A 24,130-nucleotide genomic window follows, 5' to 3' on the forward strand; every position below is an offset into this window, starting at 1 on the left:
TATACCAAGACACAACATTACTCTTCTCCTGATCAACCTTGCAAATGCGGGCTCACGGCACGCCGGGCCAAAGATACTGTTCGATCTTTAATGGAATAAGAGCAACTGCTGCGAAATCTACATCACGATCTTGGCGACCAAGGGCGGGTACGGCATCCAGTTGCTCTGCCCCGACGTTCCGTTTTCGGGGCAGATGGAATAATACAAGGGCGGGTTAGCACGCAGTGCGTAACCCGCCAGAGTAGCCACGCCCTCGAGTGGCATCGTCTATAATGTCCGGAGCGTGCGGGGACGGGTCCCGCGCTCAACCGTTCATAGATGTCATCGATGTCCTTTGACTTAAAAAAAGCACTCCCCAAGCCAGGCAACCGCTTTGCGCTCCCCACTTTGCATGGTTCCGCCGACGCGCACGCGCTGGCGCAGGCCGCGCTTGAACTGAAGGCGCGCGGCCAGATGCTGGCAGTGATCGTCGCCAACGCCAGCGACGGCCAGCGCCTGCTCGACGAAATCCCCTGGTTCGCAGGCGAAGGCACAGCTTCAAAGCTGCGCTGCCACCTGCTGCCGGACTGGGAAACCCTGCCCTACGACGCATTTTCGCCGCACCAGGACCTGGTGTCCGAGCGCCTGGCCACGCTGCACGAGATCCAGACCGGCCAGTGCGACGTGATGATAGTCCCCGCCACCACGGCGCTGGTGCGCATGGCGCCGCCGTCCTTCCTGGCGGCCTACACCTTCTTCTTCAAAAAGGGCGAGTCGCTCGACGAGGCCAAGCTGAAGTCGCAGCTCACGCTGGCCGGCTACACCCACGTGACGCAGGTGATGTCGCCCGGCGAATACTCGGTGCGCGGCGGCCTGATCGACCTGTTCCCGATGGGCTCCGCCCTGCCCTACCGCCTGGACCTGTTCGGCGACACCATCGAGACCATCCGCACCTTCGACGCCGACACCCAGCGCTCGCTGTACCCGGTGAACGAGGTGCGCCTCCTTCCCGGCCGCGAGTTTCCCATGGACGAAGCGGCCCGCACCACCTTCCGCAGCCGTTGGCGCGAACAGTTCGAGGGCGATCCCTCGCGCTCCGTGGTGTACAAGGACATCAGCAGCGGCATCGCCTCGGCCGGCATCGAGTACTACCTGCCGCTGTTCTTCGACGAAACGGCCACGCTGTTCGATTACCTGCCCGAAGGTTCCACGCTGGCCATGGTGGGCGACATCGACGCGGCCATCAAGCGCTTCTGGCTGGACACGCAGTCGCGCTACCGCTTCCTGAAGTCGGACCGCGAACGCCCCATCCTGGCGCCGGAAGCCATATTTCTGGGCGACGAACAGTTCTTTACGCTGGCCAAGCCGCATGCGCGCATCAGCATCTCGCGTGAAGACCTGGGACAGGCTTCCGAAATCTCGGCGCCGGTGCCCAATATCGCCGTCAACCGCCACCTGGACGACCCGCTCACCAATCTGCGCGCCTACCTGCTGCAAAGCGGCCGCCGCGTGATGATCTGCGCCGAATCCAACGGCCGCCGCGAAACGCTGCAGCAGTACTTCGGCGAATTCGACCTGGCGCTGGCGCCGGTGGAAGGCTACGAAGGCTTCCTGCAGTCGGACGCGAAGCTGATGCTGGGCGTGGCGCCGCTGCACGCGGGCTTCGAATGGTCCGCAGACCAAGGCCAGCTCGTATTCATCACCGAGACCGAGCTATACGCCGGTTCCGGCCGCCGTGCGGGCAAGAAAAAGCAGGAAGGCGTCACCCAGGTCGAGTCCATGGTGCGCGACCTGTCCGAGCTGAAGATAGGCGATCCGGTGGTCCACATCAATCACGGCATCGGGCGCTACATGGGCCTGACCAGCATGGACCTGGGCGAAGGCGAAACCGAGTTCCTGCACCTGGAATACGCCAAGGACACCAAGCTGTATGTGCCGGTGTCCCAGCTGCACGTAATCTCGCGCTACTCCGGCGCCTCGCCGGACGACGCGCCGCTGCACTCGCTCGGCTCCGGCCAGTGGGAAAAAGCGAAGCGCAAGGCCGCCGAACAGGTGCGCGACACCGCCGCCGAGCTGCTCAACCTGTACGCCCGCCGCGCGCTGCGCCAGGGCCATGCCTTCGAATACTCGGCGCACGACTACGAGCGCTTTGCCGACAGCTTCGGCTTCGACGAAACACCGGACCAGGCAGCCGCCATCGGCAATGTGCTCAAGGATATGACCTCCGGCAAACCGATGGACCGCCTGGTGTGCGGCGACGTCGGCTTTGGCAAGACGGAGGTGGCGCTGCGCGCCGCCTTCATCGCCGTCATGGGCGGCAAGCAGGTGGCCATCCTGGCGCCGACCACGCTGCTGGCCGAACAGCACGCGCAAACCTTCGCCGACCGCTTTGCCGACTGGCCGGTGCGCATCGCCGAAATGTCCCGCTTCCGCACCGGCAAAGAGATCGCGCAAGCCATCAAGGGCATGTCGGACGGCACACTGGACATCGTCATCGGCACCCACAAGCTGCTGTCGGACGACGTGAAGTTCGAGCGCCTGGGCCTGGTCATCATCGACGAGGAGCACCGCTTCGGCGTGCGCCAGAAGGAAGCGCTGAAGTCCCTGCGCGCCGAAGTGGACGTGCTGACCCTGACCGCCACGCCGATTCCGCGTACGCTGGGCATGGCGCTCGAAGGCCTGCGCGACTTCTCCGTCATCGCCACCGCGCCGCAGAAGCGCCTGGCCATCAAGACCTTTGTGCGCAGCGAGAACGAGGGCGTAATCCGCGAAGCCTGCCTGCGCGAGCTGAAACGCGGCGGCCAGGTCTACTTCCTGCACAACGAAGTGGAAACCATCCAGAACCGCCTGGCCGCGCTCACCGAGCTGCTGCCGGAAGCGCGCATCGCCGTGGCGCACGGCCAGATGCATGAACGCGACCTGGAAAAGGTGATGCGCGACTTCGTGGCGCAGCGCTACAACATCCTGCTGTGCACTACCATTATCGAAACCGGCATCGACGTGCCGACCGCGAACACCATCATCATGCACCGCGCCGACAAGTTCGGCCTGGCGCAGCTGCACCAGCTGCGCGGCCGCGTGGGCCGTTCCCATCACCAGGCCTATGCTTACCTGCTGGTGAACGACGTGCAAAGCCTGAGCAAGCAGGCGCAGCGCCGCCTGGACGCCATCCAGCAGATGGAAGAACTGGGCAGCGGCTTCTACCTGGCCATGCACGACCTGGAAATCCGGGGCGCGGGCGAAGTGCTGGGCGAGAACCAGTCCGGTGAAATGCTGGAGGTGGGCTTCCAGCTCTACACCGACATGCTGAACGAAGCGGTGCGCTCGCTCAAGGCCGGCAAGGAGCCGGACCTGGCGGCGCCGCTGTCGACCACCACCGAGATCAACCTGCACGTGCCAGCCCTGCTGCCGGCCGACTTCTGCGGCGACGTGCACGAGCGCCTGTCCATCTACAAGCGCCTGGCCAACTGCAAGGAGCAGGACAAGATCGACGACCTGCAGGAGGAAATGATAGACCGCTTCGGCAAGCTGCCCGAGCCGGCCAAGGCGCTGATCGAAACGCACCGGCTGCGCATCGCCGCGGCCACGGTGGGCATCGTCAAGATCGACGCGCACGGCGAAGCCGCCACGCTGCAGTTCATGCCCAAGCCGCCCATCGACCCGATGCGCATCATCACACTGATCCAGAAGAACAAGCAGATCAAGCTCAATGGGCAGGACAAACTCAAGATCACAGCGAACATGCCCGACCTGTCGGCGCGCGTCACGCAAATCAAGACCGCAATTAAACAACTGGTAGCCTGATCCGATGAAGACCCAAAACAACCACACGATGAACCTGGTGCTGCAAGGCCTGGGCGATTGCATGCCGCGCCTGGAGCGCATTGCGGCCCTGACCGCGCCGCAGCGCGTGGTGCGCATTTCCGACACCGCCATTCGCTGCGAAGGCATCACCTACTCGGTGGCGCTGCGCCAGACCATCGAAGTGGCGGCCCACGCGGCCCAGCTGGACGCCACCTATATGATGGGTGTGCACAAGCTGGACGAATTCAAGCTGGTGGCCATGGATATGGACTCCACCCTCATCACCATCGAATGCATCGACGAAATCGCCGACATGCAGGGGCTCAAGCCGCAGGTATCGGAGATCACCGAAGCGGCCATGCGCGGCGAGCTCGATTTCTCGGCCAGCCTGCGCAAGCGCGTGGCGCTGCTCAAGGGCCTGGACGCGTCCGCGCTCGAGCGCGTGTACACCGAGCGCCTGCAGCTGTCGCCGGGCGCCGAGGCCATGCTGGCCGCCGTCCAGCGCGCAGGGCTCAAAACGCTGCTGGTATCGGGCGGCTTCACCTTCTTCACGTCGCGCCTGAAAGAGCGCCTGGGCCTGGACTACACGCTAGCCAACGAACTGGAAATCGTGGACGGCAAGCTGACCGGCGAAGTGCTGGGCGAGATCGTGGACGCGGAAGTGAAGAAGCGCACCGTGGAAGAATGCTGCGCCAAGCTGGGCATCAGCACCGGCGAAGCCATCGTGATGGGCGACGGCGCCAACGACCTGAAGATGATGGGTGTCGCCGGCATGTCGGTCGCCTTCCGCGCCAAGCCGGTGGTGCGCGAGCAAGCCAGCGTAGCCCTGAACTTCGTCGGCCTGGACGGCATCCTCAACCTGCTGGCCTAAGCTGCCAGGGCTTGGCCTTGCAGCAGTAGCGACCGGATTTGACCAAGCACAATACGGCTTCACATTGGGCAAACTACCATGGCCTCCTCACATACAGGAGGCCGAATGCATTTAGCCCCAGCTATCAAATGAATGATACAGGCCTTATGCGCGCTGCGGCGTTCGCCGTTGCATGGACAGGCCTCAGTGCGGTTCATGCGGAGGGCATAGTGTGCCCTCAGACCATCATGGTCACATCCTCGGCCCCGACTGTTCGAGAGTGGCAGCCGGCCGGCGGAAGACATGAGCATACGCTGGAAAATGCGCAGATTTTTTCCGGTCATCCCAGCGAAGAGGCCGCGCTCGTGCCTGACGAGGCTTCCAGCAAAACCACACTGACGGCAAGGTGGCAGCTGCCACCGGAAGCCCAGCAGGGTTATTGGATAAGCTGCAGCTACAGAGACACAGCCCTCACCATGGTCCGCAAGCTGGACCGAAAATATTCCACCTGCATGATCCGCTACAAGCGCAACAAAGGTCCGCCGCCAGGGCGCCTGCAAACAATCGAGTGCTCCTGACACAGGCAGCATGCGCTCGGGCGGCGAAAGCTAGACCGCCCGGGCGCATAGGCAGGTCTTAGAACTTGTAGGTTGCGCCCACGAAGTAGCGGCGGCCGGACCAGGCCATCTCGTTGCGGCGCGAGGTGGAGCCGGAGTTCAGGTACTGCGCTTCATCCGACAAGTTCTTGCCCTCGAAAGAGATGGTCAGATTGTCGTTCACGCGGTACTGGATCTTCGCGTCCAGGAAGCCCACCGCTTCGCCGTACACCGGCAGCGACGCGTTGGCGTCCACCGAACCGGTGTAGTAGGCGTCGCGGTAGTTGTAGGCCAGGCGCGCGTTCCACTGTCCCCTGTCATACCAGATGCCCACGTTGTAGCTGTTGCGCGACATACCAGGGTACGGCAGCACCGTGTTGTCCAGCGGGTTGAGCAGCTCCTTGCCCGGCGCGTAGGCGAAGGACATGCGGGTGTAGTTGGCGTCCAGCCCCAGCCCGCCCAGTACACCGGGCAGCATGGTCAGCGCGGTGCGGCCGGCCAGTTCCCAGCCCTTGGTCACCGCGCCTTCGCTATTGATCGAGGTCTTCAGATCCCACAGCCTGCCGTCGCCGAACACGTCCTGGTTCGGCAGCACCACGTCGTTCTGGATGTAGCTGGCGATGTCCTTGCGGAAGAAGGCGAGCGACAGCTGCGAGTCGCGCGATGGATACCATTCCACGCTCACGTCCTTGTTCGTGGCGCGGAACGGCTTCAGGTTGACGTTGCCGCCGGTGCAGTCGTCCGCGCTGCCGTCGCCGCCGAATTGCGACTGGCCGCTGTTGGCGATGCAGTTGACGGTCGGCGTCAGGCGGTCGATGAATGGCCGCGACATCACCTTGCCCCAGCCCAGGCGCGCCACCAGCGTGTCCGGCACCAGCCAGCCTGCCAGGTTAAAGCTCGGCAGCACGTCGTTGTACTTGTTGTTGACGGTGACGATGTCGTTCTTCAGCACGGTCTCCACGCGCGCGCCGCTGGACGGATTGAGCGTGTAGATGCGGTAGGAACGCAAGCCGGTGGCGTTGGTTTCCGTGCCCGCGTAGCGCACGCCCACATTGCCGTCCCAGGCCACGCCGAACAGCTCATGCTCGAAGTCGGCGCGCAGGTAGAAGGCCTTGATGCGCTCGGACACGGCGAACTGCGGCGGCATCTTGTACATCTTCCCATCGCTGCCGATGGATTCGCGCAGCAGGTCGTGGTTGTAGCGGCTCAGGTCGAAGAACTGCGCCGAGTTGGCGAAGCTGGGCGCCATCCAGCCGGTGGGATAGCCGCTCAAGCCATCGTAGCCGTTGAGGAAGGTGCCCGGCGTGTTGGTGCGGATGGCGTCCACCAGCGTGGCCATCTGCGGCGCGGTCACATAGCGCGTGGTGTTGTTGGCCGTGAGCCCGCTGCCCGGAATGACGGCGCCGCCGTTGCGCAGCACGCCGCTGGTGTTGAGCGGGTCGAAGATAATCTCGTGGGTCACTTCCGGACTGCGCACGATGATGTCGTCCGCCGTGCTGTTTGGATCGGCGCCCGCGCTGGCCATATAGCCGGTCCAGCGGTACTGCTCGGAGGTGGACTTGCGGCCCTGGCCGCCGAAGTGCAGCGTGGTCAGGAAAGGCAGGTCCGGACGGTACTTCAGATCCAGCTTGACCTGGTCTTCGGTATTGTCGGTGAACGAAGGCTGGTAATTCGAGCGGATGCGGGTGTAGCTGCTGCTCTTGTTCGGGTCGAAGTTGGCCGGGAAGACGAATTTCGGCAAGCCCTGCTCGTCGAACTTCACCTGCAGGCCGGGGATGTTCGCGTCCAGCACGATGTTGTTGGTGTGCAGCTCATAGAAGGAGCTGGTCTTGGCCACCAGGCCCTCGGCGGACCACGCGCCTTTTTTGTAGTTGAAGCCGGCCGACTTGTAGTCCGAGTTGATGTTCAGCGCAAAGTCGCGCGCGGCGGTATTGAAGTTGTAAGACGCGCCCTCGCCCGGCACGTTGACGCAGCTACCAGCGGTGAAGCCCGTCATCACGTGGTTGGTGAAGCTCATACCCGGCGGCGTGACGCCGGTGGGAGGTTCGGCGCAGGACGCGGCGGGCGTGCCCAGCGGCGCGCCGTTGGCGCCATACACCGGCGCCACGCCACTATTGGAAAAGCGCTTGATGGCGCCGAAATCGGTCACATAGTTGCGGTCGTTGAGCTTCTGCTTCTGGTCGTTCTTGTTGTAGCGTGCCCACACGTTCAGGTCGTTGTCCACCTTGTACTGCGCGGTCAGCTCGGCGCTGGAACGCTCGTGGTCGCGGGTCCAGATGCCGTAGCGCGGCACGCCGGGCGAGTAATCGAACCACTGGCTGTCGCAGGCGGTGCGGTCGGCTGCCGTGCCCAGGGCGGCGCAGCCGGCTTTCGAGCCGACGGCGGCAGCGCGCGGGTTCAGGCTGGTGTTGGTTTTTTCCGGCGACTGGTCCCAGTCGCGGAAATAGCGCCAGTTGCTGTTGCGGACGTAGTCGTTCTGCGTGAACACCTTGTCATACACCAGGTTGGCCATCAGGCCCAAGCGGCCATCCAGGAATTTGTCGGCCCACAGCAGGCTGCCGCGCGGCTGCGCGCCGCCCCGGTTGGTGCTGCGCTCGCCTTCCAGCTTGACCACCATCGTGCGTTTCTTGAAGTCCAGCGGCATATTGGTCTTGATGCTCACCGTGCCGCCGATACCGCCCTCGGTCTGGTCGGCGGTCACGCCTTTGAACACGTCGATGGACTTGATCAGCTCGGCCGGCAGCTCGCGCAGCTCCGCGCCACGGCCCGCCGTCCCGTTGGTGCTCAGCACCGACAGCCCGTTGATCTCGATCCGGTTCAAGTTCGCCTCGACGCCACGGATATTGACCTGCGAGCCTTCGCCGAAGTCACGCGACAGCTGCACGCCGGTCACGCGCGACAGCGCCTCGCCCACGTTTTTGTCGGGGAATTCGCCGATGTCCTCCGCCACGATGGAATCGACCACGGTGCTGGCGTTCTTCTTGCGGTCGATGGCGCTGGCCACCGACTGGCGCGTGCCGGACACAATGACGACGCTGCCGCTTGCCGCCGGGGCCTCCTGGGCGTATGCCGCAGGCGCCGCCAGCAACGCCAGCGCACTGGCCACTGCGGCCGCACACGCGGTAGGCCGGATAAGTTGATGGGTAATGCTATTCAATGCCATGCCTAGGTCTCCTCATATTTTTTGTAGTGGGCTAGCAAGGTGAAATGCGCCTTACAAAATCGATAATATGCGTAAACGTTTAATCGAAATTGTCAACAATGTGACTAATTGGGGCAGGCAGCTCACGCGGCTGGTGGGGAGATGTGTGTCAAAAGATTGAAAAATTCGCTACACTGCGATATCAACTTTGCAAGGAGCAAGCATGGCAAGCGACATCGTTTTGGACAACCGGCTGGAATCGGCCAAGAACACCGCCTGGTGGCTCTACCTGCTGCACGGCGTGGCATTTGTATTCTCGGTCGGCACGCTGTCGCTGCTGGTGCTGATCATCAACTACGTGCAGCGGCCGTCCACCGAAGGCACTTTCGTCTACAGCCACCACAGCTGGCAGATCCGCACCTTCTGGTGGTATATGGTCTGGTTCGTGCTAGGCATCATCTTTGCCGCCACCTTCATCGGACTGGTGCTGGCCGTGCCGATCTGGGTCGTGGCTTGGCTGTGGTCGGCCTATCGTCTGATACGCGGCATCAAAGACCTGAACGAGAACCGGCCCATGCCGGACTGACATGACGGCGGCGCAGGAGATCCTGGCGCACAACCGCCAGTTCAGGGACAGCAACCGGGACGACCTGGAGCTCAAGATAGCGAGCATGCGCAAGGATGTGTATCCCTTCTTCCGCGCCACCGCCCACCTGTTCTACCGCGACATGGCCGCCCTGCCCTCGTCGCCCTACACCAACGCGCAAACCGGTCGCTGCTGGCTGGCGGGCGACGCTCACCCGGCCAACTTCGGCTCCATGCGCGACGCCGGCGGCGGCCAGGTCTTCGCCGTCAGCGACTTCGACGAAGCCTATCCCGGCCAATACCTGTGGGACCTGCGGCGGCTCGCCGTAGGGCTGCTGCTGGCCCCCTACGCCACCGCGCTGGAACCGGACGAGCGGCGCGCCGCCATCGCCGCCATGGCAACGGCCTACCTGGCCTGCATGGAGCAGTTCCAGAGCCCCGGCGCCGCACAGGCATTCCGGCTCAGCGAAGACAACACCAGCGGCATCGTTCAAAAGATCATCAAGAAAGGCGCCAAGGGCGAACGCGGCGAACTGCTGGCCAAATTCCAGGACAAGAACACCGGCGCGCCAAGCCAAGCCAAAATCGATGAGCTTGTCGCCGCCATGCCCGGCTACGTCGCCGGCATCGCGCCATCCCTGCGCAAGCCTGCCGGGTTTTACGAGGTGATGGACGTGCGCCAGCGCTTCGGCGCCGGCATGGGCAGCCTCGGCAAACTGCGCTACTACGCGCTGCTGCGCGGCGGAGCCGACGGACAGGTACTGCTCGAACTGAAGCAAGCCATCGCCAGCGCCGTCGCGCAAGCCAGCCCCGGCGTGCTGCCGGAAGCAGCCGGCGGCGGCCACGAAGGCCGGCGCATCGCCCTGGCGCAACAAGCCATGCTGCCTGGCGCCGACCCGCTCGCGGGCTACGCCACCATCGGCGGCCTGCCCTTCAACGTACACGAAAAAGCGCCCACCGATAAAGACTTCAAGTACGAAGACATCACCACCGCAGCCGAGCTGAACAAAGCCGCAGCCAGCCTCGGCATGGCGCTCGCCTCCGCCCACGCCCTGGCCGGCCAGAACCTCGCCAGCCCGGCGGCCTCGGCCGATATCGCCGGCCAGATCCACCGCGCCGTCAGCAGCCTGGGCGGCTTCCTCGCCGAGTTGACCCGCTTTGCGGACAGCTACGCCGCCAAGGCCAGGCAGGACTGGCAGGACTTCGACGCGGCGGTGGCGCGGGGCGAGCCCATGTACTGAACGGTAGCTTGATCTTCATCTAAACGCGCGCTGCCGCTGCGCCCTACCATGGAAGTTCTCGTGGAACCGGGAGGCGACATGAAACACGCAGCCGCAATGCTCTGCGCCGCGCTGGCAACCGGCGGCGCGCGAGCCCAGAAAGAAGAAATCGTGTGCCCGCCCGCCATCCTGGCGTCCACCACTGTCACCACCGCCGAAGGATGGGAACCAGTAGGCGGCGCCGCAGAATACAAGCTCGAGCACGCTCAACTTTTCTCCGGCCATCCCAGCGACTCCGTGCAAGTCACGCCGGACGAGAGTTCCAAGGGCAAAAGCCTGATCACGCAGTGGCGCATCAAGCACGAGCAAGCCCCGGAATTCTGGATCGGCTGCGCCTACCGCGACACCACCGTCGTCCTCGCCCGCAAACTCGACACCCACGTGTCCCGCTGCGTGGCCCGCTACGACCAGAGCGACGGCCCGCCACCGGGGCATTTGCAGTCGCTGACGTGCTCTTGAGGCGGCTTGCCCGTGAGAATCCGCGCATTTTTCCATACCAACAAGATGCTATTCTTCGTGGCTACGGCTAAGGCCAACCATATAACAACCAACGGTAACCATGCTGCCCAAGAATCAAACCTATCAAAGCCTGATATCTGGTTTTCTCATGATATCGGCACTCACACCAACTGCCCTGTACGCCCATCCGTCGACTGCGGTAGCGTCTGAACGCATCGAGGTGGCGAGCTCGGAGGAACTTTCTCGCTGCGACAAGCCCATTTGGCCACATCAAAGGTCGAACGGGAATCTGAGGGGCGAAGTGACGCTCGCCTTCCTTGTCAGCGATGAGGGGAAAGTAATCGATACCTTCGTTCGTAAGTCGAGTAAGTATGAGTCGCTCGACAGAGCTGCAAGCTTTGGTATCCGGAGATGCCAATTCAAACCAAGATTGGTCAATGGTTTTCCCATAGCGAGGTGGATACAAGTGAAGTATAACTTCATCATGCCTGGGGGTTACTCCGATCCGACGGAGAAGATGTTACGCAACCAGCGCAAAGCCGTTGACGGCGACCTCGATGCCTATTTTCAGCTGGCGCTAGACATCCGTTCGGAACTTGCTGATGATACGCAGGCAATCCCAATGTTCCGTGATGCGGCTGAACGCGGACACGCTGGCGCGATCTATCAATTGGCGGACGCGATGTGGCACGGCCGGGGACTGCCGATGAACCAACCCAAGGCCTTGAGCTACTTCATGTCCGCAGCGCAACTGGGTCATGCGGACTCCGAATATGAAGTTGGCATGGCTTATGTCAACGGCGTCGGCGTCATGCCCAGCATTGCCAAAGCGATTCCTTGGCTCAGGAAAGCGGCCGACCAAGGCAACCACGAAGCACAGGTCGCGTTGGGCGACGCGCTCGCCGCACAGACAGAACCACAGCCGGACTACCAAGCGATTGCAGGGTGGTATCAGCAAGCGGCCCAGGCCGGAGACGACTTGGGACAACTCAGGCTTGCACAGTGCTATTTGTTGGGTTCGGGCGTTGAAAAAAATCCGGCGCAAGCGGCGTTTTGGCTGCGCAAGGCCGCCGATCAGCGCCAACCGCGCGCGGAGGCCTTGCTGGCATCGTTGTACCTGGAGGGTACCGGCGTCGCTGTAGACAAAACAGAAGCCGACAAGCTGCTGCGACTTTCGGCAGCGGGAGGCGACCCGGTTGCGATGCGGCGTCTCGCTGCGATAGCACCAACGCCCGACGAAGCCAAGGCCTGGCTGCAAAAGGCGCTACAAGCGGATCCAAGTGCGAACACGCAGTCGCTTACACATTAAAAAGGCCCTTCGACGTTGCTGTAGCTTTCATCTGTGACTCGCGTCCAATCCGAATTGGTCATACGCACGCCTACTGAAATATTGATTTAGCTCGGCAAGACGGCCGTGCTCCATGGCGCGAGCAGCCGCCAGCCGAGGCTCGTGTAAAGGCCTCGTCCTTCTTCCGTCGCGACCAGCAGGCGCTCCGTCACATTTGCCTGCCTGGCTATCGCATCCAGATGCTGCATAACGACCGTGCCCAGGCCACGGCGGCGATGGAATTCGGAGGTGATGATCTGATCGAATACGCCGCAGCCTTTGTCCGTGGTTATTCGGCCTGAGGCGGCTACTTCGCCATCCATGTGCATGACCCGCACCAGCTTGGCGCCGTGTTCAGCTGACTCTTCGACGGCATAGCCGGGGGGGAGTTCTACGTGCCTGGTCATCGCACCGGGTCCCAGCATCAGGTAGCCCGGGTCTTCCACGACCCAGCGGGCCGGCAGTGCAGCACGCAGGACGGCGGGTTCGACCGGCGCCTTCAGGTAGATGAGAGGGGCATGTATTTTGTCGGCACATGCCTGCAGCGCAGGTCCGGCGTCGAGGAAAACATGGCGGCGCAATTGGAGTGGCATGCCAACTTCGACGCTCAAGCCACCATTTTCCCTGACGGGCAGCGGCACGCCACGGGACAGGCTCCAGCCGGTCAGCCAGCGTTCCAGCAAGGGCAAATCGATCTCGTTCATTCTCGGTTCTTTCTGTTAGAAGAGTTCATCAAGCTGCTCGAAGAATTCACGCTTTGAGGGGGCGTCGGGCAGGCCCAGGCCGGGCAGGAGCTGCGCGGCTGCCTGCTCGGAGACGTCCTCGCGCAGGTTGCGGTGGGCGAAGGCGATGTCCATCCAGCGGTCGGCCAGCCCTCCCCGGCCAAAGTCGATGAAGTGCAATTGATCGTGCTGATCGACGAAGACATTGCTGTCGCCCAGGTCGCCGTGGGCGAAGACCAGGTCTTCCTGGGGGATGGTGGCATGAAGGCGCGCCACGAGATCCTGAGGCGTGGCGAGGCCGGGCCATGGCGTAAGGTCGTATTCCTCGTCGATGAGGCCTTTGTCGAGCAGGTAGTCCAGTTCGCGCAAGCGGAAATGCGCGCCAGCGTCGAATGGGCAGCCGGCGGCGGACACCGACTGCACCTGGCGCAGCGCTTCAAGGAACAGTTCGATCACGGGCTGCCCGGCCTCCACACGCGCGGACAGCGGCACGCCCGGCACGGCGCGCGTGATCATGTATTCGTGCGTATCGCTGCTGGCGGTGAGCACCACTTCGGGCACGTTCAGCCGCCCGGCAAGCCAGCCAAGGATGGCGGCTTCGCGCTGCACGCTGTAGGTGGTGGGCGCGTACACGGCCGGGGATGCCTTCAGGTAGAACAGCTCCTTGCCGCGCTTGAAGCTGTGCACCTGGCACGGCGATTCGCCAATCTTATCGCGCCGCAGCGCGGCGTTTCCGATAAAACCGGCAATCGCTGGCGGCCGCATGCGCTTACAGCTTACCGAGCGCCTGCTCGATGTCCGCGATCAGGTCGTCCGGGTCTTCCAGGCCTATGTTGAAGCGGACCAGGATGCCTTTGCCGTGCTGCCAGTCCTGGCGCATGGCCTGGATGCGGTACGGTACCGCCAGGCTGTTGGCGCCGCCCCAGCTGTAGCCGATGCCGAACAGTTTCAGCTCGTCGACAAAGCGGTCGGTCTGCGCTTCGGTGTAGCGCTCGTCGAACAGCACCGAGAACAGGCCGCCCGCGCCGCTGAAGTCGCGCTTCCAGATGTCGTGGCCCGGGCAGTCTTCCAGCGCGGGGTGCAGCACCTTGGTGATTTCGGGACGCGCCTTCAGCCATGCCGCCACTTTGCGCGCGCCCCTGTCGTGCGCTTCGAAGCGCAGCTTCATGGTCGGCAGGCCGCGCAGCACCAGGTAGGTGTCGTCCGCTCCCACGCCCATGCCCAGGCGCATGTGCGCCTGCGAGATGCGGTCGTGCACCGCGCGGTCGCGCGTGATGACGGCGCCCATCAACACGTCCGAGCCGCCGGACTGGTATTTGGTCAGCGCCTGCATCACCACGTCCACGCCCAGCTCGAAGCCGCGCAACGCTAGGCCCGCGGCCCAGGTGTTGTCCAGCGCGACCAGCGCGCCCTTCTCGTGCGCGGCCTTGCAGATGGCCGGCAGGTCCGGCACTTCCATCGACACCGAACCCGGCGCCTCGGTCCACACCAGCTTGGTGTTGGGCTGGATCAGCGCGGCGATGCCGGCGCCGATCAGCGGATCGTAATAGCGCGCGCTGACGCCGAAGTCGGCCAGCCAGCGTCCCAGCTCGCGGTTGGGGTTGTAGACGTTATCCGGCAGCAGCACGTCGTCGCCGCTTTTCAGCAGCGCGAAGTCGACCATGGCGATGGCCGCCAGCCCGCTCGGCGCCAGCAGGCAGTGCAAACCGCCTTCGATTTCGGCCAGCCGCGCTTCCAGCGTAAACGTGGTGGGCGTGCCGTGCAGGCCGTAGGTATAGGCGTTCTTCTCGCGCCACTCGCCCGAGCGCAGGGCGGCAACGTTCTTGAACAGCACGGTCGATGCGTGGTGGATGGCGGTCGGGAAGGCTGCGAAGCCGGACGGCGCTTCATAGTCGGTGTGGATCAGGGCGGTCTGCTGGGATTTTGGATTCGTCATGGCTCTTGAATGAAAAAAGGCGGACCGCCTGTGCGCGTCCGCCTTCGATTTTACAGCAGTGGAATAATTACGCCTCGCCCCACAGGTCATGCGCGTCGGCGCGGGTGATTTCCACGTCGAAGAACTCGCCCACTTTCAGTTTCTTGTGCGGCTCGTATGGCTTCTTCACGTAGACCACGCCGTCGATCTCGGGCGCGTCCGCAGCGGAACGGCCAACTGCGCCGCTCGGGGTCAGCTCGTCGATCAGCACGCGCACGGTCTTGCCGACCTTGGCCTGCAGGCGCTTGCGCGAGATTTCCTCTTGCAGCAGCATCACGCGGCCGCGGCGCTCTTCGCGCACTTCTTCCGGCACCGGGTTGGCGATCTCGTTGGCGGTCGCGCCTTCCACCGGCGAATAGGCGAAGCAGCCCAGGCGGTCGATCTGGGCTTCTTTCAGGAAGTCCAGCAGGTATTCGAATTCGGCTTCGGTCTCGCCAGGGAAGCCGGCGATGAAGGTGGAGCGGATGGTCAGGTCCGGATTCATGGCGCGCCAGCCCAGGATGCGGTCCAGGTTTTTCTCGCCGCTGGCCGGACGCTTCATGCGCTTCAGCACATCCGGATGCGCGTGCTGCATCGGGATGTCCAGGTAAGGCAGCACATTACCGCCGCTCATCAGCGGGATGATCTGGTCGACGTGCGGGTATGGGTAGACGTAGTGCAGGCGGATCCAGGCGCCGTAGGACTTGGCCAGCTCGCCCAGCGCTTCGGTCAGCTGCGTCATGTGGGTTTTGATCGGGCGGCCGTTCCAGAAGCCGGAGCGGAATTTCACGTCCACGCCATAAGCCGAGGTGTCCTGCGAAATGACCAGCAGTTCCTTCACGCCGGACTTGAACAGGTTCTCCGCTTCCAGCATCAGCTCGCCGATTGGACGCGATACCAGGTCGCCGCGCATGGACGGGATGATGCAGAAGCTGCAGCGGTGGTTGCAGCCTTCGGAAATTTTCAGGTAGGCGTAGTGCTTGGGCGTGAGCTTCACGCCTTGCGGCGGCAGCAGGTCGATGAAAGGCTCGTGCGGCTTCGGCAGGTGGAAGTGCACCGAGGCCATCACTTCACCCAGCGCGTGCGGACCGGTCACGGCCAGCACTTTCGGGTGGATGGTCTTGATCATGTCGTTGCCGTCGCCGTCCTTCTTGGCGCCCAGGCAGCCGGTCACGATGACTTTGCCGTTCTCGGCCAACGCCTCGCCAATGGCGTCCAGCGATTCCTGCACGGCGGCGTCGATGAAGCCGCAGGTGTTGACGATCACCAGGTCCGCGCCGTCGTAGGACTTGGCGGTCTCGTAACCCTCGGCGCGCAGCTGGGTCAGGATTTGTTCGGAGTCAACCAGCGCTTTCGGGCAGCCGAGCGAAACGAATCCGACTTTGGGAGCGGTGCCGGCGGGTGCCGCTGCGGTTGCAGCCTTGGGAATACGGGAGATTTCTTGCATGGTAGTGGGAAGCGATCAATGTTCAAGCCAATCGGCCATTATACCCTATGCGGGCACAGGCAAGATGTTTCCAAAATGCACTTCACTTATGTATAATTGCCTTAAGTAAAAGATTCCATCCCAGAGGCACTCTTGCTCAGCTTACACACCAGCCAGGCCAATCTGGCCGCACTGAACGCCACCACGGCCACGCAGAGGCAGATGGCCGTCAGCGCGACACGGCTGGCCACCGGCTACCGCATCAACTCGGCCATGGACGACGCGGCCGGGCTGCAGATCGCCACGCGCCTGAAGGCGCAAAGCAGCGGCATGAAGGTGGCGATGCGCAACATCCAGAACAGCATTTCGCAGCTGCAGTCGGTGGAAACGCTGTACGAGGGCATAGGCAACAACCTGCAGCGCATGCTGGACTTGGCCACGCAGGCGGCCGACGGCAGCTATAGCGAGGGCGACCGTGCAGCCATGCAGGCCGAATACGACGGCCTGGCCAAGGACAACAGCCGCGCCATCTGGCACGAGACGGTGTTCGGCGAAAGCGGCCTGTTCCCGGGCGGCACCTTCACCGACTTCGACCGCTCCTTCCAGATCGGTTCCGACGCCAGCGAACGTTTCATTTTCCAGTTCGACGACGCCTACGAAGACGCCTTCCAGCCCCTGACGAAGACTTCGGTCTTCAACGCCGGCAACATCGCCGCCCTGCCCGTGCTGGGCGATGAACTGCTGGGCGGCAATGCCGGCGACACCATAGACAAAGTCAACGCCGCAATCGACGGCGTCGCGGCGGGCCGCTCCATCTTCGGCTCGGTCTCCAACCGGCTGGAGCACGCTTACGCCAACCTGCAGAACATCAGCCTGAACACCACGCGCGCCGAAGGCCGCTTCATGGATGCCGACTTCGCCCAGGAAACAGCGGTCATGACGGCCAGCCAGATGCTGATGCAAAGCGGCACCGCCATGCTCAAGCAAAGCAGCAGCGTCAGCAGCCTGATCATCTCCCTGCTCCAGTAATCGCCAGTACGGAAACGCAAAAAGGGGTCAGGGTTAATTTTCCGCCTGCGGAAAATTAACCCTGACCCCTTTTTGTTTTGGGGAAAGGAACGCGCCTTACTTTTTGTCGGCGGGCGGGACCGGCATGACGAAGGGGAAGGCGCCGAACAGGTTTTTGCTCTGGTTCTGCATCTGCTCCTGCATCTGCACGAACAGGCTCTTGCTCTGGTCGATATAGTTATTCATCATGCCTTGCATCATCGGGCCTTGCACGTTCATGAACTGGGTCCACATTTCCGGGCTGAACGGTTTGCCGTCCAGCGAGGCGCCGGTGAATTTGCGCTGGATGTCGGTGAAGGCTTCCACGTTCTTTTCCAGGTAGGAACCCATCATGCCCTGCATGGCGTGGCCGTAGTAGCGGATGATCTGCGCCAGCACGCTGGTGGAGAACATCGGCACGCCGCTGGCCTCCTCTTCCAGGATGATTTGCAGCAGGATGCTGCGGGTCAGGTCTTCATTCGACTTGGCGTCGACCACCGTGAATTCTTCGTTGTCCAGCACCAGCTGCTTGACGTCGGTTAAGGTGATGTAGGAGCTGGTCTGCGTGTCATACAGCCGGCGATTGGGATATTTCTTGATCAAGCGTTCCGCATTTTTTTTTGCACTACTCATCACAAGTCCACGTATTGCGCCGCAGCGCGTTAATCCGAAAAAAAAGCGAACCAGGTTCGCTTTTTCACAAGCCTTATAGTCCTATTATAGAGTGAAAAAAACTCATCAGCACGTTCTGGCTTATAACTTTCGTGTTTTATTGCAACGCAACCAAGACGCTAGTCGGCTTTCATTTTTACGTAGCGGCCTGGAGCCGGCTCGATAGGCCGGTATGCGGCGTTGCCGGGCTGGGTGGGCGCTTTGATGTCCTTGCCGCCATGCTCGGCCAGGAACTTGGCCCATTCCGGCCACCAGCTGCCCGCGTGCTCGGCCGCGCCCTGCAGCCAGGTGTCGGCGTCGGCGCGCTTGGCCTTGGCGGTCTTGGGCGTGGCTTCGTCATTGATCCAGTAGCTGCGTTTTTTCTTCGAGGCCGGATTGATCACGCCGGCGATGTGGCCGGACGCGCCCAGCACGAAGCGGTTGGCCTTGGGCTTTTTCGGGTTCAGGATGTTCAGCGAGCTGTAGGCAGAGGTCCAGGGCACGATGTGGTCTTCGCGCGAGGCATAGATGAAGGCCGGGGCGTCGATGGCGGACAGGTCGATCTTTTCGCCCGCCACGGTGAGCTTGCCGGGCTCCTTCAGGCTGTTTTCCAGGTAGGTGTTGCGCAGATACCAGCAGAACATGGGGCCGGGCAGATTGGTGCTGTCCGAGTTCCAGTACAGCAGGTCGAATGGCACCGGTTCGTTGCCTTTCAGGTAGTTGGACTGCACATAGTTCCACACCAGGTCGTTCGGACGCAGGCTGGAGAAGGTGGTGGCCAGGTCGCGGCCCGGCATCAGGCCGCCCGCCTTGAGCGACTGCTCGCGCAGCGCCACCTGGGTTTCGTCGACGAAGACGTTGAGCACGCCGGTGTCGCTGAAGTCCAGGAAGGTGGTCAGCAGGGTCAGGCTGGCGGCGGGCTGCTCGCCGCGCGCGGCCAGCACGGCCAGCGCGGTGCTGACCAGGGTGCCGCCCACGCAGAAGCCGAAGGCGTTGACCTTGTCCTGGCCGCTGATGTCGCGCACCAGGCCGATGGCGTTGATCACGCCGCGCTCGACGTAGTCGTCCCAGCTCACCTGGGCCATGGACTGGTCCGGATTGCGCCAGGACACCAGGAACACGGTATTACCCTGCTCCACCGCGTAGCGCACCACGGAGTTTTCCGGCTGCAGGTCGAGAATGTAGAATTTATTGATGCATGGCGGCACCATCAGCAGCGGCCGCTCGTGCACTTTGGCAGTGGCCGGCGTGTACTGGATCAACTGGAACAAATCGTTCTCGTAGATCACGTGGCCCGGCGTGAGCGCCAGGTTGCGGCCCACTTCAAAGGCGGACTCGTCCGACAGCGAGATATGGCCCTTCTGCATGTCGCCCAGCATATTGGCCAGGCCCTTGGTCAGGCTTTCGCCCTTGCTTTCCACCAGCTTTTGCTGGGCTTCCGGGTTGGTGGCCAGGAAGTTGGCGGGCGACATGGCGTCCACTACCTGCTGCACGGCGAAGCGGATTTTCTGCTTCTGTTGCGGCGCGGCGTCGATGGCGTCGGCCATGGCGGTCAAGAATTTGGCGTTAAGCAGGTATGATGCGGCATTGAATGCGGTCACCGGGTTGCTTTGCCAGGCGCTCGAGGAGAAACGGCGGTCGCTCAGCGACGGCGCCTTGCCGGACAGGACTTCCTGCCACAGCGCGCCGAATTGCTGGAGGTACTCGTTTTTCAGCTGCTCGATCGTGTCAGGCTTGATGGTGGCGCCCGCATCGCGCAGGATGGCGCCGATGGGGTGGGACTGGACGTCCGGCACCATGTTGAACCAGGATTGCCATTGGGCCGGGTCGCTGAATTGCGAGGTCCAGGAGGTGGCAAAGGCTTGAGGATCGGGCAATTTCATGTTTAGTCCATAAAAAGAGTTTTTTACCGAGACTGCTTATGCTGATTGTCGCTGTTGCTTGGATCTACGTGGTGGTGCTGATGGCATTCACCGAACCTACCGTGGTTGCTGGAATTATGACGTTTTTGCTGTATTGCGTGTTGCCTTTGGGAATACTATTCTATTTAACAGGATCGGGCCGGCGCAAGCGCGCCCGCGCCGCCCGTGCAGCCGCCGAGCGGCCACCCGAAGCCTAAGGCCTTCCGGCCGCACATCATTTGATCCAGATCAAAGTGGCTTGCCGCCCGGTCACGCCGTCGCGGCGGTAGGAGTAGAAACGGCCGGAATTCGACACCGTGCAGTATTCCCCGCCCGCAACCCGCAGCACGCCGTCGCGCCGCAATATGGCGCGCGCCAGCGCGTACATGTCCGCCAGGTATTTGCCCGGTTTGATCTCGATAGGCACGATGGCGGCCTGCACCAGGGCTTCCGCCGCCGCGTCGCCGGACGCGCGCGCCTGCTTCAGGAACGCCTGCAGCACGTCGTTGCCGACTTCAAAGCGCACCGGGCCGATGGCCACACCCAGCCAGGCCATGATCTCCCCCGCCCCCGCCTCGCGCATCGCGCGCGTGGTTTCCTGCAGCACGCCGTCGGCCAGGCCGCGCCAGCCGGCGTGGGCCGCGCCCACCACCGTGCCGGCGGTGTCGCAGAACAGCACCGGCAGGCAGTCGGCCGTGAGGATAGCGCAAACCGTGTTCGGCACGCGCGCGATACTGGCGTCGGCCGTCGGCACCTGGCCGGGACGGACCTTGTCCGCGTCCGCCACGGCCACGCCATGGACCTGGTTCAGCCAGACCGGCTCGTCCGGCAGCTCGGCCGCCAACGTGGCGCGGTTTTGCGCCACGTTGTGCGGCTGGTCGCCGACATGGATACCAAGGTTGAGGCCGCCTCCACCCTGGCCGTCGTCATAGGGCGCGGGGCTGACGCCGCCGCGCCGCGTGGTGGCCAGCACGCCGATATTCGGCGGCAGGCCCGGCCAGTCGGGAACCAGCCATTGCGGGGAGCCTCGGGGTGCTGTCATCAGTCGTCGTCACCGTAGTCGAAGTCGTCTTCCTGGTAGTCGTCCTCGATGTCGCCGCCCACGTCGCCCAGGCCGGGGTTATGGATGCCGACCTGCTCCAGCAGCGCCGCGAAGTCGTCCGCCAGCGGCACGCGCCATTCGCAGTCCTCGCCGGTGGCCGGATGGATCAGGCCCAGGCGGCGCGCCTGCAGCGCCTGGCGCGGGAAGAAGTGGGTCAGGTGGGCCTTGCCGTACACATAGTCGCCGACCAGCGGGAAGCCAAGGTGGGCCATGTGGACGCGGATCTGGTGGGTGCGGCCGGTGGACAAACGGCACTGCACCATGCTCACCGGACGGCCTTCCAGCACGCCGGACTCGATGCGCTCGTAGTGCGTGATGGCAGGCTTGGCGCCCAGGCCGGTGGACACGGCCATCTTCACGCGGTCTTTCTGGTGTCGGCCCATGGGGGCGTTGATGGTGCCGCCGGACTGCGGCGTGCCCCATACCAGGCACCAGTATTCGCGCTTCACGCTGCGCGCCTGCAGCTGGCGCACCAGGTCGGTCTGCGCGGCCAGGGTCTTGCCGACCACCATCAGGCCGCTGGTGTCCTTGTCCAGGCGGTGCACGATGCCGGCGCGCGGCACGCCCATCAGCTGCGGGCAGTGGTGCAGCAGGCCGTTGAGCAGCGTGCCGCTCCAGTTGCCGTTGCCGGGGTGGACCACCAGGCCGGCGGCCTTGTTGACCACGATCAGGTGCTCGTCCTCGTAGACGATGTCCAGTTCCATCGGCTCGGGCTTGAAGGCCTCGGTTTCCTGGTCCGGCTGCGGCAGGATGACGACCTTCTCGTCGCCATACACGGTGGCCTTGGTTTTCGATGGCTTGCCGTCCACGGTAACGAAGCCGCCTTCGATCCACATCTGCAGGCGGCCGCGCGAAAACTGGGGCACCAGCTTGGAGATCACTTTATCCAGGCGTTCGCCGCACGCTTCGGGGCTCAATTCGAGTACGATAGGGGCCAGCGCGTCGCTGGCCTCGTCTTCGCCCAGGAAGTCCGCATCAAAGTCGGCGTCTATTTCGTTATTATCGTTATTAGTTAAAATCACAGCATTCCCATCGGCTATAATCAGCCAGTTGTACATATCTTGGTTAAACGTTCTTGCAAAACAACATGCAAAAAAAATTATCGGTAAGCGCGGCAAAAACAGCAGCAACCGCAGCAACTTTCTTAGTGCTCAGCCTCTCCGGCTGCAGCTTGCTGCCGGAAAAGGCAGATGAAACCAAAGGCTGGTCCGCTACGAAATTATACTCGGAGGCCAAGGAGGAATTGGCCGGCGGGCACTACGAGCGTGCAATTCAGTTATTTGAGAAGCTGGAAGCGAGCTATCCGTTCGGCACTTACGCGGTGCAGGCGCAGATGGAAATCGCCTACGCCAACTACAAGGCCCAGGATCAAGCCCAGGCGCTGGCGGCCGTGGAACGCTTCATCAAGCTGCACCCCAATCATGCCAACGTAGACTATATGTACTATCTGCGCGGCCTGATCAGCTTCAACGATCAGATCGGCTTCCTGAACTTCATCTACGAACAGGATCCCACCGAGCGCGACCCGAAAGCCACCCGCGAAGCCTTCGCAGCGTTCAAAGCGCTGGTCGACAAGTTCCCGGACAGCCAGTATACGCCGGATGCCATCGACCGGATGAAGTATCTGATTAACGCGATGGCTTCCTATGAAGTGCATGTGGCGCGCTACTACTACCGCCGCGGCGCCTACCTGGCCTCCGTGAACCGCGCCATGGGCGTGATCAGCGACTACCGCGACTCGCCTTCCATCGAGGAAGCGCTGTTCATCATGATTCGCGGCTACGAAAAAATGGGCAACGTGCAAATGCACGATGACGCCCTGCGCGTGTTCAAGAAGAACTACCCGAACAGCAAGTTCCTCGACGAAGGCGTGAAAAAAGAGCGCCAGTGGTGGAAACTCTGGGGCTAAGCGCCTGGCGGGTTACGGCCTGCGGCCTAACCCGCCCTACGTGATATGTAGCGCCGCAGGCCAAGGGACGCGCAACGCTAACGCCGCAGGCCGTAGGGCGGGTTAGGCGGAACGCCGTAACCCGCCAAGCTCAGTCGGCCACGCGGCGGCGGAACACCCAGGTGCGTTCGTCCGAGTCCTTCTTGTCGAAGGCGTAGCCGTCCACGTCGAAGGCCTTCAGCTTCTCCGGATTCGTGATGTTCTTCACCGCCGCGTAACGGGCCAGCAGGCCGCGCGCGCGTTTGGCGTAGAACGAAATGATTTTGTATTTGCCGTTCTTCCAGTCCTCGAACACCGGCGTAATCACCGGCATGCCCAGCTTGGCGCGCTTGACCGACTTAAAGTATTCCTCGGAAGCAAGGTTGATCAGCACTTCGGCGCCCTGCTCCTCGGCGGCTTGGTTCAGCGCATTGGCAATGGTGTCACCCCAGAAGGAATACAGATCCTTGCCGCGCGGCGTGCTCAGGCGCGTGCCCATTTCCAGGCGGTGCGGGTGGATCAGGTCCAGCGGACGCAGCATGCCGTACAGGCCGGACAGGATGCGCACGCGCTGCTGCGCATAACCCAGCTGCTTGGGCGTGAGCGTGCGGGCGGCCAGGCCGTCGTACACGTCGCCATTAAAAGTCATCACCGCCTGGCGCGCTTCCGACGTATCCTTGGTCCAGGACGCGTAGCGGGCCACGTTCAGCGTGGACAGCGCATCCGAAATGTCCATCAGCTCGCCGATTTCAGCGGGCGAGAAATCGCGCAGGCGGCTGATCAGCTGTTCCGAATGGTCGAGAAAATCGGGTTGGGTGTGCAGTTTGGTGGTCGGAGGGGTCTCCAGGTCGAGACTTTTTGCGGGCGAAAGCACTATCAGCATAGATTTTAAAAATTACTTCATATCAAGAACCGACATGATACCTGTTTCACCAAAACGCATCGTGCTGGACACCAATGTCTGCCTCGACCTGTTCGTCTTCAAGGACCCGCGCTGGTCCGCCCTGCTGGCCGCGATGGAAAGCGGCGCGGTGGAAGCCATTACCCGGGCCGACTGCCGCGCCGAATACCTGGTGGTGCTGCACTACAAGCACCTGCCGCTGGACGACGACAGCCGCCCGCTGAGCGCGGCGCGCTTCGACCAGCTGATCAAGGTGGTGGAGCCGCCCGAGTCCGGCGTGCGCCTGCCGGTCTGCACCGACCGCGACGACCAGAAATTCCTGGAGCTGGCGCGCGATGCCGGCGCCGCCATCCTCATCACCAAGGACAAGGCGCTGCTCAAGCTGGGCAAACGCCTGGCCAAGGCCGGCATGTTCAAGGTCATGGTGCCGGAGGCGTGGACGCCGGAGGCATAATGCTGTGGCGGGTTACGATACAC

21 protein-coding genes are annotated in these 24,130 nt (G+C 62.9%); 11 read left to right on the plus strand and 10 right to left on the minus strand.

Annotated elements, in window-relative coordinates; genetic code table 11:
- Positions 1-327: 327 nt before the first annotated feature.
- The 3 genes from mfd to GTP77_RS11015 all read left to right on the plus strand — a co-directional run bounded on the left by mfd (position 328) and on the right by GTP77_RS11015 (position 5,211).
- Positions 328-3,783 (plus strand): transcription-repair coupling factor, encoded by a 3,456-nt coding sequence (gene mfd, locus GTP77_RS11005; RefSeq protein ID WP_161072211.1) that lies wholly within the window; start codon positions 328-330, stop codon positions 3,781-3,783.
- Between the two features lie 4 nt (positions 3,784-3,787).
- Entirely contained in the window at positions 3,788-4,654 is an 867-nt protein-coding gene (gene serB, locus GTP77_RS11010) for a phosphoserine phosphatase SerB (protein ID WP_228896462.1), read from the plus strand.
- 146 nt (positions 4,655-4,800) lie between these two features.
- Positions 4,801-5,211, plus strand: a complete 411-nt coding sequence (locus tag GTP77_RS11015) for an STY0301 family protein (protein ID WP_308807717.1) — start codon at positions 4,801-4,803, stop codon at positions 5,209-5,211.
- Positions 5,212-5,269: 58 nt separating this feature from the next.
- Here GTP77_RS11015 and GTP77_RS11020 read toward each other — a convergent pair whose 3' ends face one another.
- On the minus strand, positions 5,270-8,392 hold the full coding sequence (locus GTP77_RS11020) for a TonB-dependent receptor (RefSeq protein ID WP_161072213.1): 3,123 nt from the start codon (positions 8,390-8,392) through the stop codon (positions 5,270-5,272).
- Positions 8,393-8,594: 202 nt separating this feature from the next.
- Between GTP77_RS11020 and GTP77_RS11025 the strand changes: the two genes are divergently transcribed.
- The 4 genes from GTP77_RS11025 (at position 8,595) to GTP77_RS11040 (ending at position 12,004) form a co-directional block, all read left to right on the plus strand.
- A complete protein-coding gene (locus tag GTP77_RS11025; RefSeq protein WP_161072214.1) occupies positions 8,595-8,957 on the plus strand; it encodes a DUF4870 family protein in 363 nt (120 codons plus the stop codon).
- Between the two features lies 1 nt (position 8,958).
- On the plus strand, positions 8,959-10,197 hold the full coding sequence (locus tag GTP77_RS11030) for a DUF2252 family protein (RefSeq protein ID WP_161072215.1): 1,239 nt from the start codon (positions 8,959-8,961) through the stop codon (positions 10,195-10,197).
- Positions 10,198-10,275: 78 nt separating this feature from the next.
- Positions 10,276-10,695 (plus strand): STY0301 family protein, encoded by a 420-nt coding sequence (locus GTP77_RS11035; RefSeq protein ID WP_161072216.1) that lies wholly within the window; start codon positions 10,276-10,278, stop codon positions 10,693-10,695.
- Positions 10,696-10,795: 100 nt separating this feature from the next.
- Positions 10,796-12,004, plus strand: a complete 1,209-nt coding sequence (locus GTP77_RS11040) for a TonB family protein (RefSeq protein WP_161072217.1) — start codon at positions 10,796-10,798, stop codon at positions 12,002-12,004.
- A gap of 86 nt (positions 12,005-12,090) precedes the next feature.
- Here GTP77_RS11040 and GTP77_RS11045 read toward each other — a convergent pair whose 3' ends face one another.
- The 4 genes from GTP77_RS11045 to rimO form a co-directional block, all read right to left on the minus strand.
- Complete coding sequence (locus tag GTP77_RS11045; protein WP_161072218.1) at positions 12,091-12,726, minus strand: GNAT family N-acetyltransferase; 636 nt, start codon at positions 12,724-12,726, stop codon at positions 12,091-12,093.
- Positions 12,727-12,741: 15 nt separating this feature from the next.
- Positions 12,742-13,509 carry an APH(3') family aminoglycoside O-phosphotransferase gene (locus GTP77_RS11050; protein WP_161072219.1) on the minus strand — a complete coding sequence of 256 codons (768 nt, stop codon included), beginning with the start codon at positions 13,507-13,509 and terminating at the stop codon, positions 12,742-12,744.
- 4 nt (positions 13,510-13,513) lie between these two features.
- On the minus strand, positions 13,514-14,680 hold the full coding sequence (locus GTP77_RS11055) for a cystathionine beta-lyase (protein ID WP_161072220.1): 1,167 nt from the start codon (positions 14,678-14,680) through the stop codon (positions 13,514-13,516).
- Between the two features lie 67 nt (positions 14,681-14,747).
- Positions 14,748-16,145, minus strand: a complete 1,398-nt coding sequence (rimO, locus tag GTP77_RS11060) for a 30S ribosomal protein S12 methylthiotransferase RimO (RefSeq protein WP_187358684.1) — start codon at positions 16,143-16,145, stop codon at positions 14,748-14,750.
- Between the two features lie 132 nt (positions 16,146-16,277).
- Between rimO and GTP77_RS11065 the strand changes: the two genes are divergently transcribed.
- Entirely contained in the window at positions 16,278-17,153 is an 876-nt protein-coding gene (locus GTP77_RS11065; RefSeq protein ID WP_161072221.1) for a flagellin N-terminal helical domain-containing protein, read from the plus strand.
- A gap of 96 nt (positions 17,154-17,249) precedes the next feature.
- On the opposite strand, the gene phaR is transcribed toward GTP77_RS11065, so the two are convergent.
- Both phaR and phaC read right to left on the minus strand, forming a co-directional pair.
- Positions 17,250-17,804: a polyhydroxyalkanoate synthesis repressor PhaR gene (gene phaR / locus GTP77_RS11070; RefSeq protein WP_161072222.1), complete on the minus strand. Its 555-nt coding sequence runs from the start codon at positions 17,802-17,804 to the stop codon at positions 17,250-17,252.
- 158 nt (positions 17,805-17,962) lie between these two features.
- Positions 17,963-19,705 carry a class I poly(R)-hydroxyalkanoic acid synthase gene (phaC, locus tag GTP77_RS11075; protein WP_161072223.1) on the minus strand — a complete coding sequence of 581 codons (1,743 nt, stop codon included), beginning with the start codon at positions 19,703-19,705 and terminating at the stop codon, positions 17,963-17,965.
- A 38-nt stretch (positions 19,706-19,743) separates the two neighbouring features.
- Between phaC and GTP77_RS11080 the strand changes: the two genes are divergently transcribed.
- A complete protein-coding gene (locus tag GTP77_RS11080) occupies positions 19,744-19,941 on the plus strand; it encodes a hypothetical protein (protein ID WP_161072224.1) in 198 nt (65 codons plus the stop codon).
- Between the two features lie 17 nt (positions 19,942-19,958).
- Here GTP77_RS11080 and pgeF read toward each other — a convergent pair whose 3' ends face one another.
- Positions 19,959-20,765, minus strand: coding sequence for a peptidoglycan editing factor PgeF (pgeF, locus tag GTP77_RS11085; RefSeq protein ID WP_161072225.1), 807 nt, complete (start codon positions 20,763-20,765; stop codon positions 19,959-19,961).
- Positions 20,765-21,844: an RluA family pseudouridine synthase gene (locus GTP77_RS11090; protein ID WP_371869351.1), complete on the minus strand. Its 1,080-nt coding sequence runs from the start codon at positions 21,842-21,844 to the stop codon at positions 20,765-20,767. The genes pgeF and GTP77_RS11090 overlap by 1 nt, the downstream gene beginning before the upstream one ends.
- 68 nt (positions 21,845-21,912) lie before the next feature.
- Between GTP77_RS11090 and GTP77_RS11095 the strand changes: the two genes are divergently transcribed.
- Positions 21,913-22,734, plus strand: coding sequence for an outer membrane protein assembly factor BamD (locus tag GTP77_RS11095; RefSeq protein WP_161072346.1), 822 nt, complete (start codon positions 21,913-21,915; stop codon positions 22,732-22,734).
- Between the two features lie 130 nt (positions 22,735-22,864).
- Here the strand turns inward: GTP77_RS11095 and yaaA are convergent, their stop codons facing one another.
- Entirely contained in the window at positions 22,865-23,635 is a 771-nt protein-coding gene (gene yaaA / locus GTP77_RS11100) for a peroxide stress protein YaaA (RefSeq protein WP_161072227.1), read from the minus strand.
- Between the two features lie 34 nt (positions 23,636-23,669).
- Here yaaA and GTP77_RS11105 point away from each other — a divergent pair, with 34 nt between their 5' ends.
- Entirely contained in the window at positions 23,670-24,107 is a 438-nt protein-coding gene (locus tag GTP77_RS11105) for a putative toxin-antitoxin system toxin component, PIN family (RefSeq protein ID WP_161072228.1), read from the plus strand.
- Positions 24,108-24,130 lie beyond the last annotated feature (23 nt).

Origin of the sequence: Pseudoduganella aquatica (assembly GCF_009857595.1) — a bacterium.
Classification (GTDB): Bacteria; Pseudomonadota; Gammaproteobacteria; order Burkholderiales; family Burkholderiaceae_D; genus Rugamonas; species Rugamonas aquatica_A.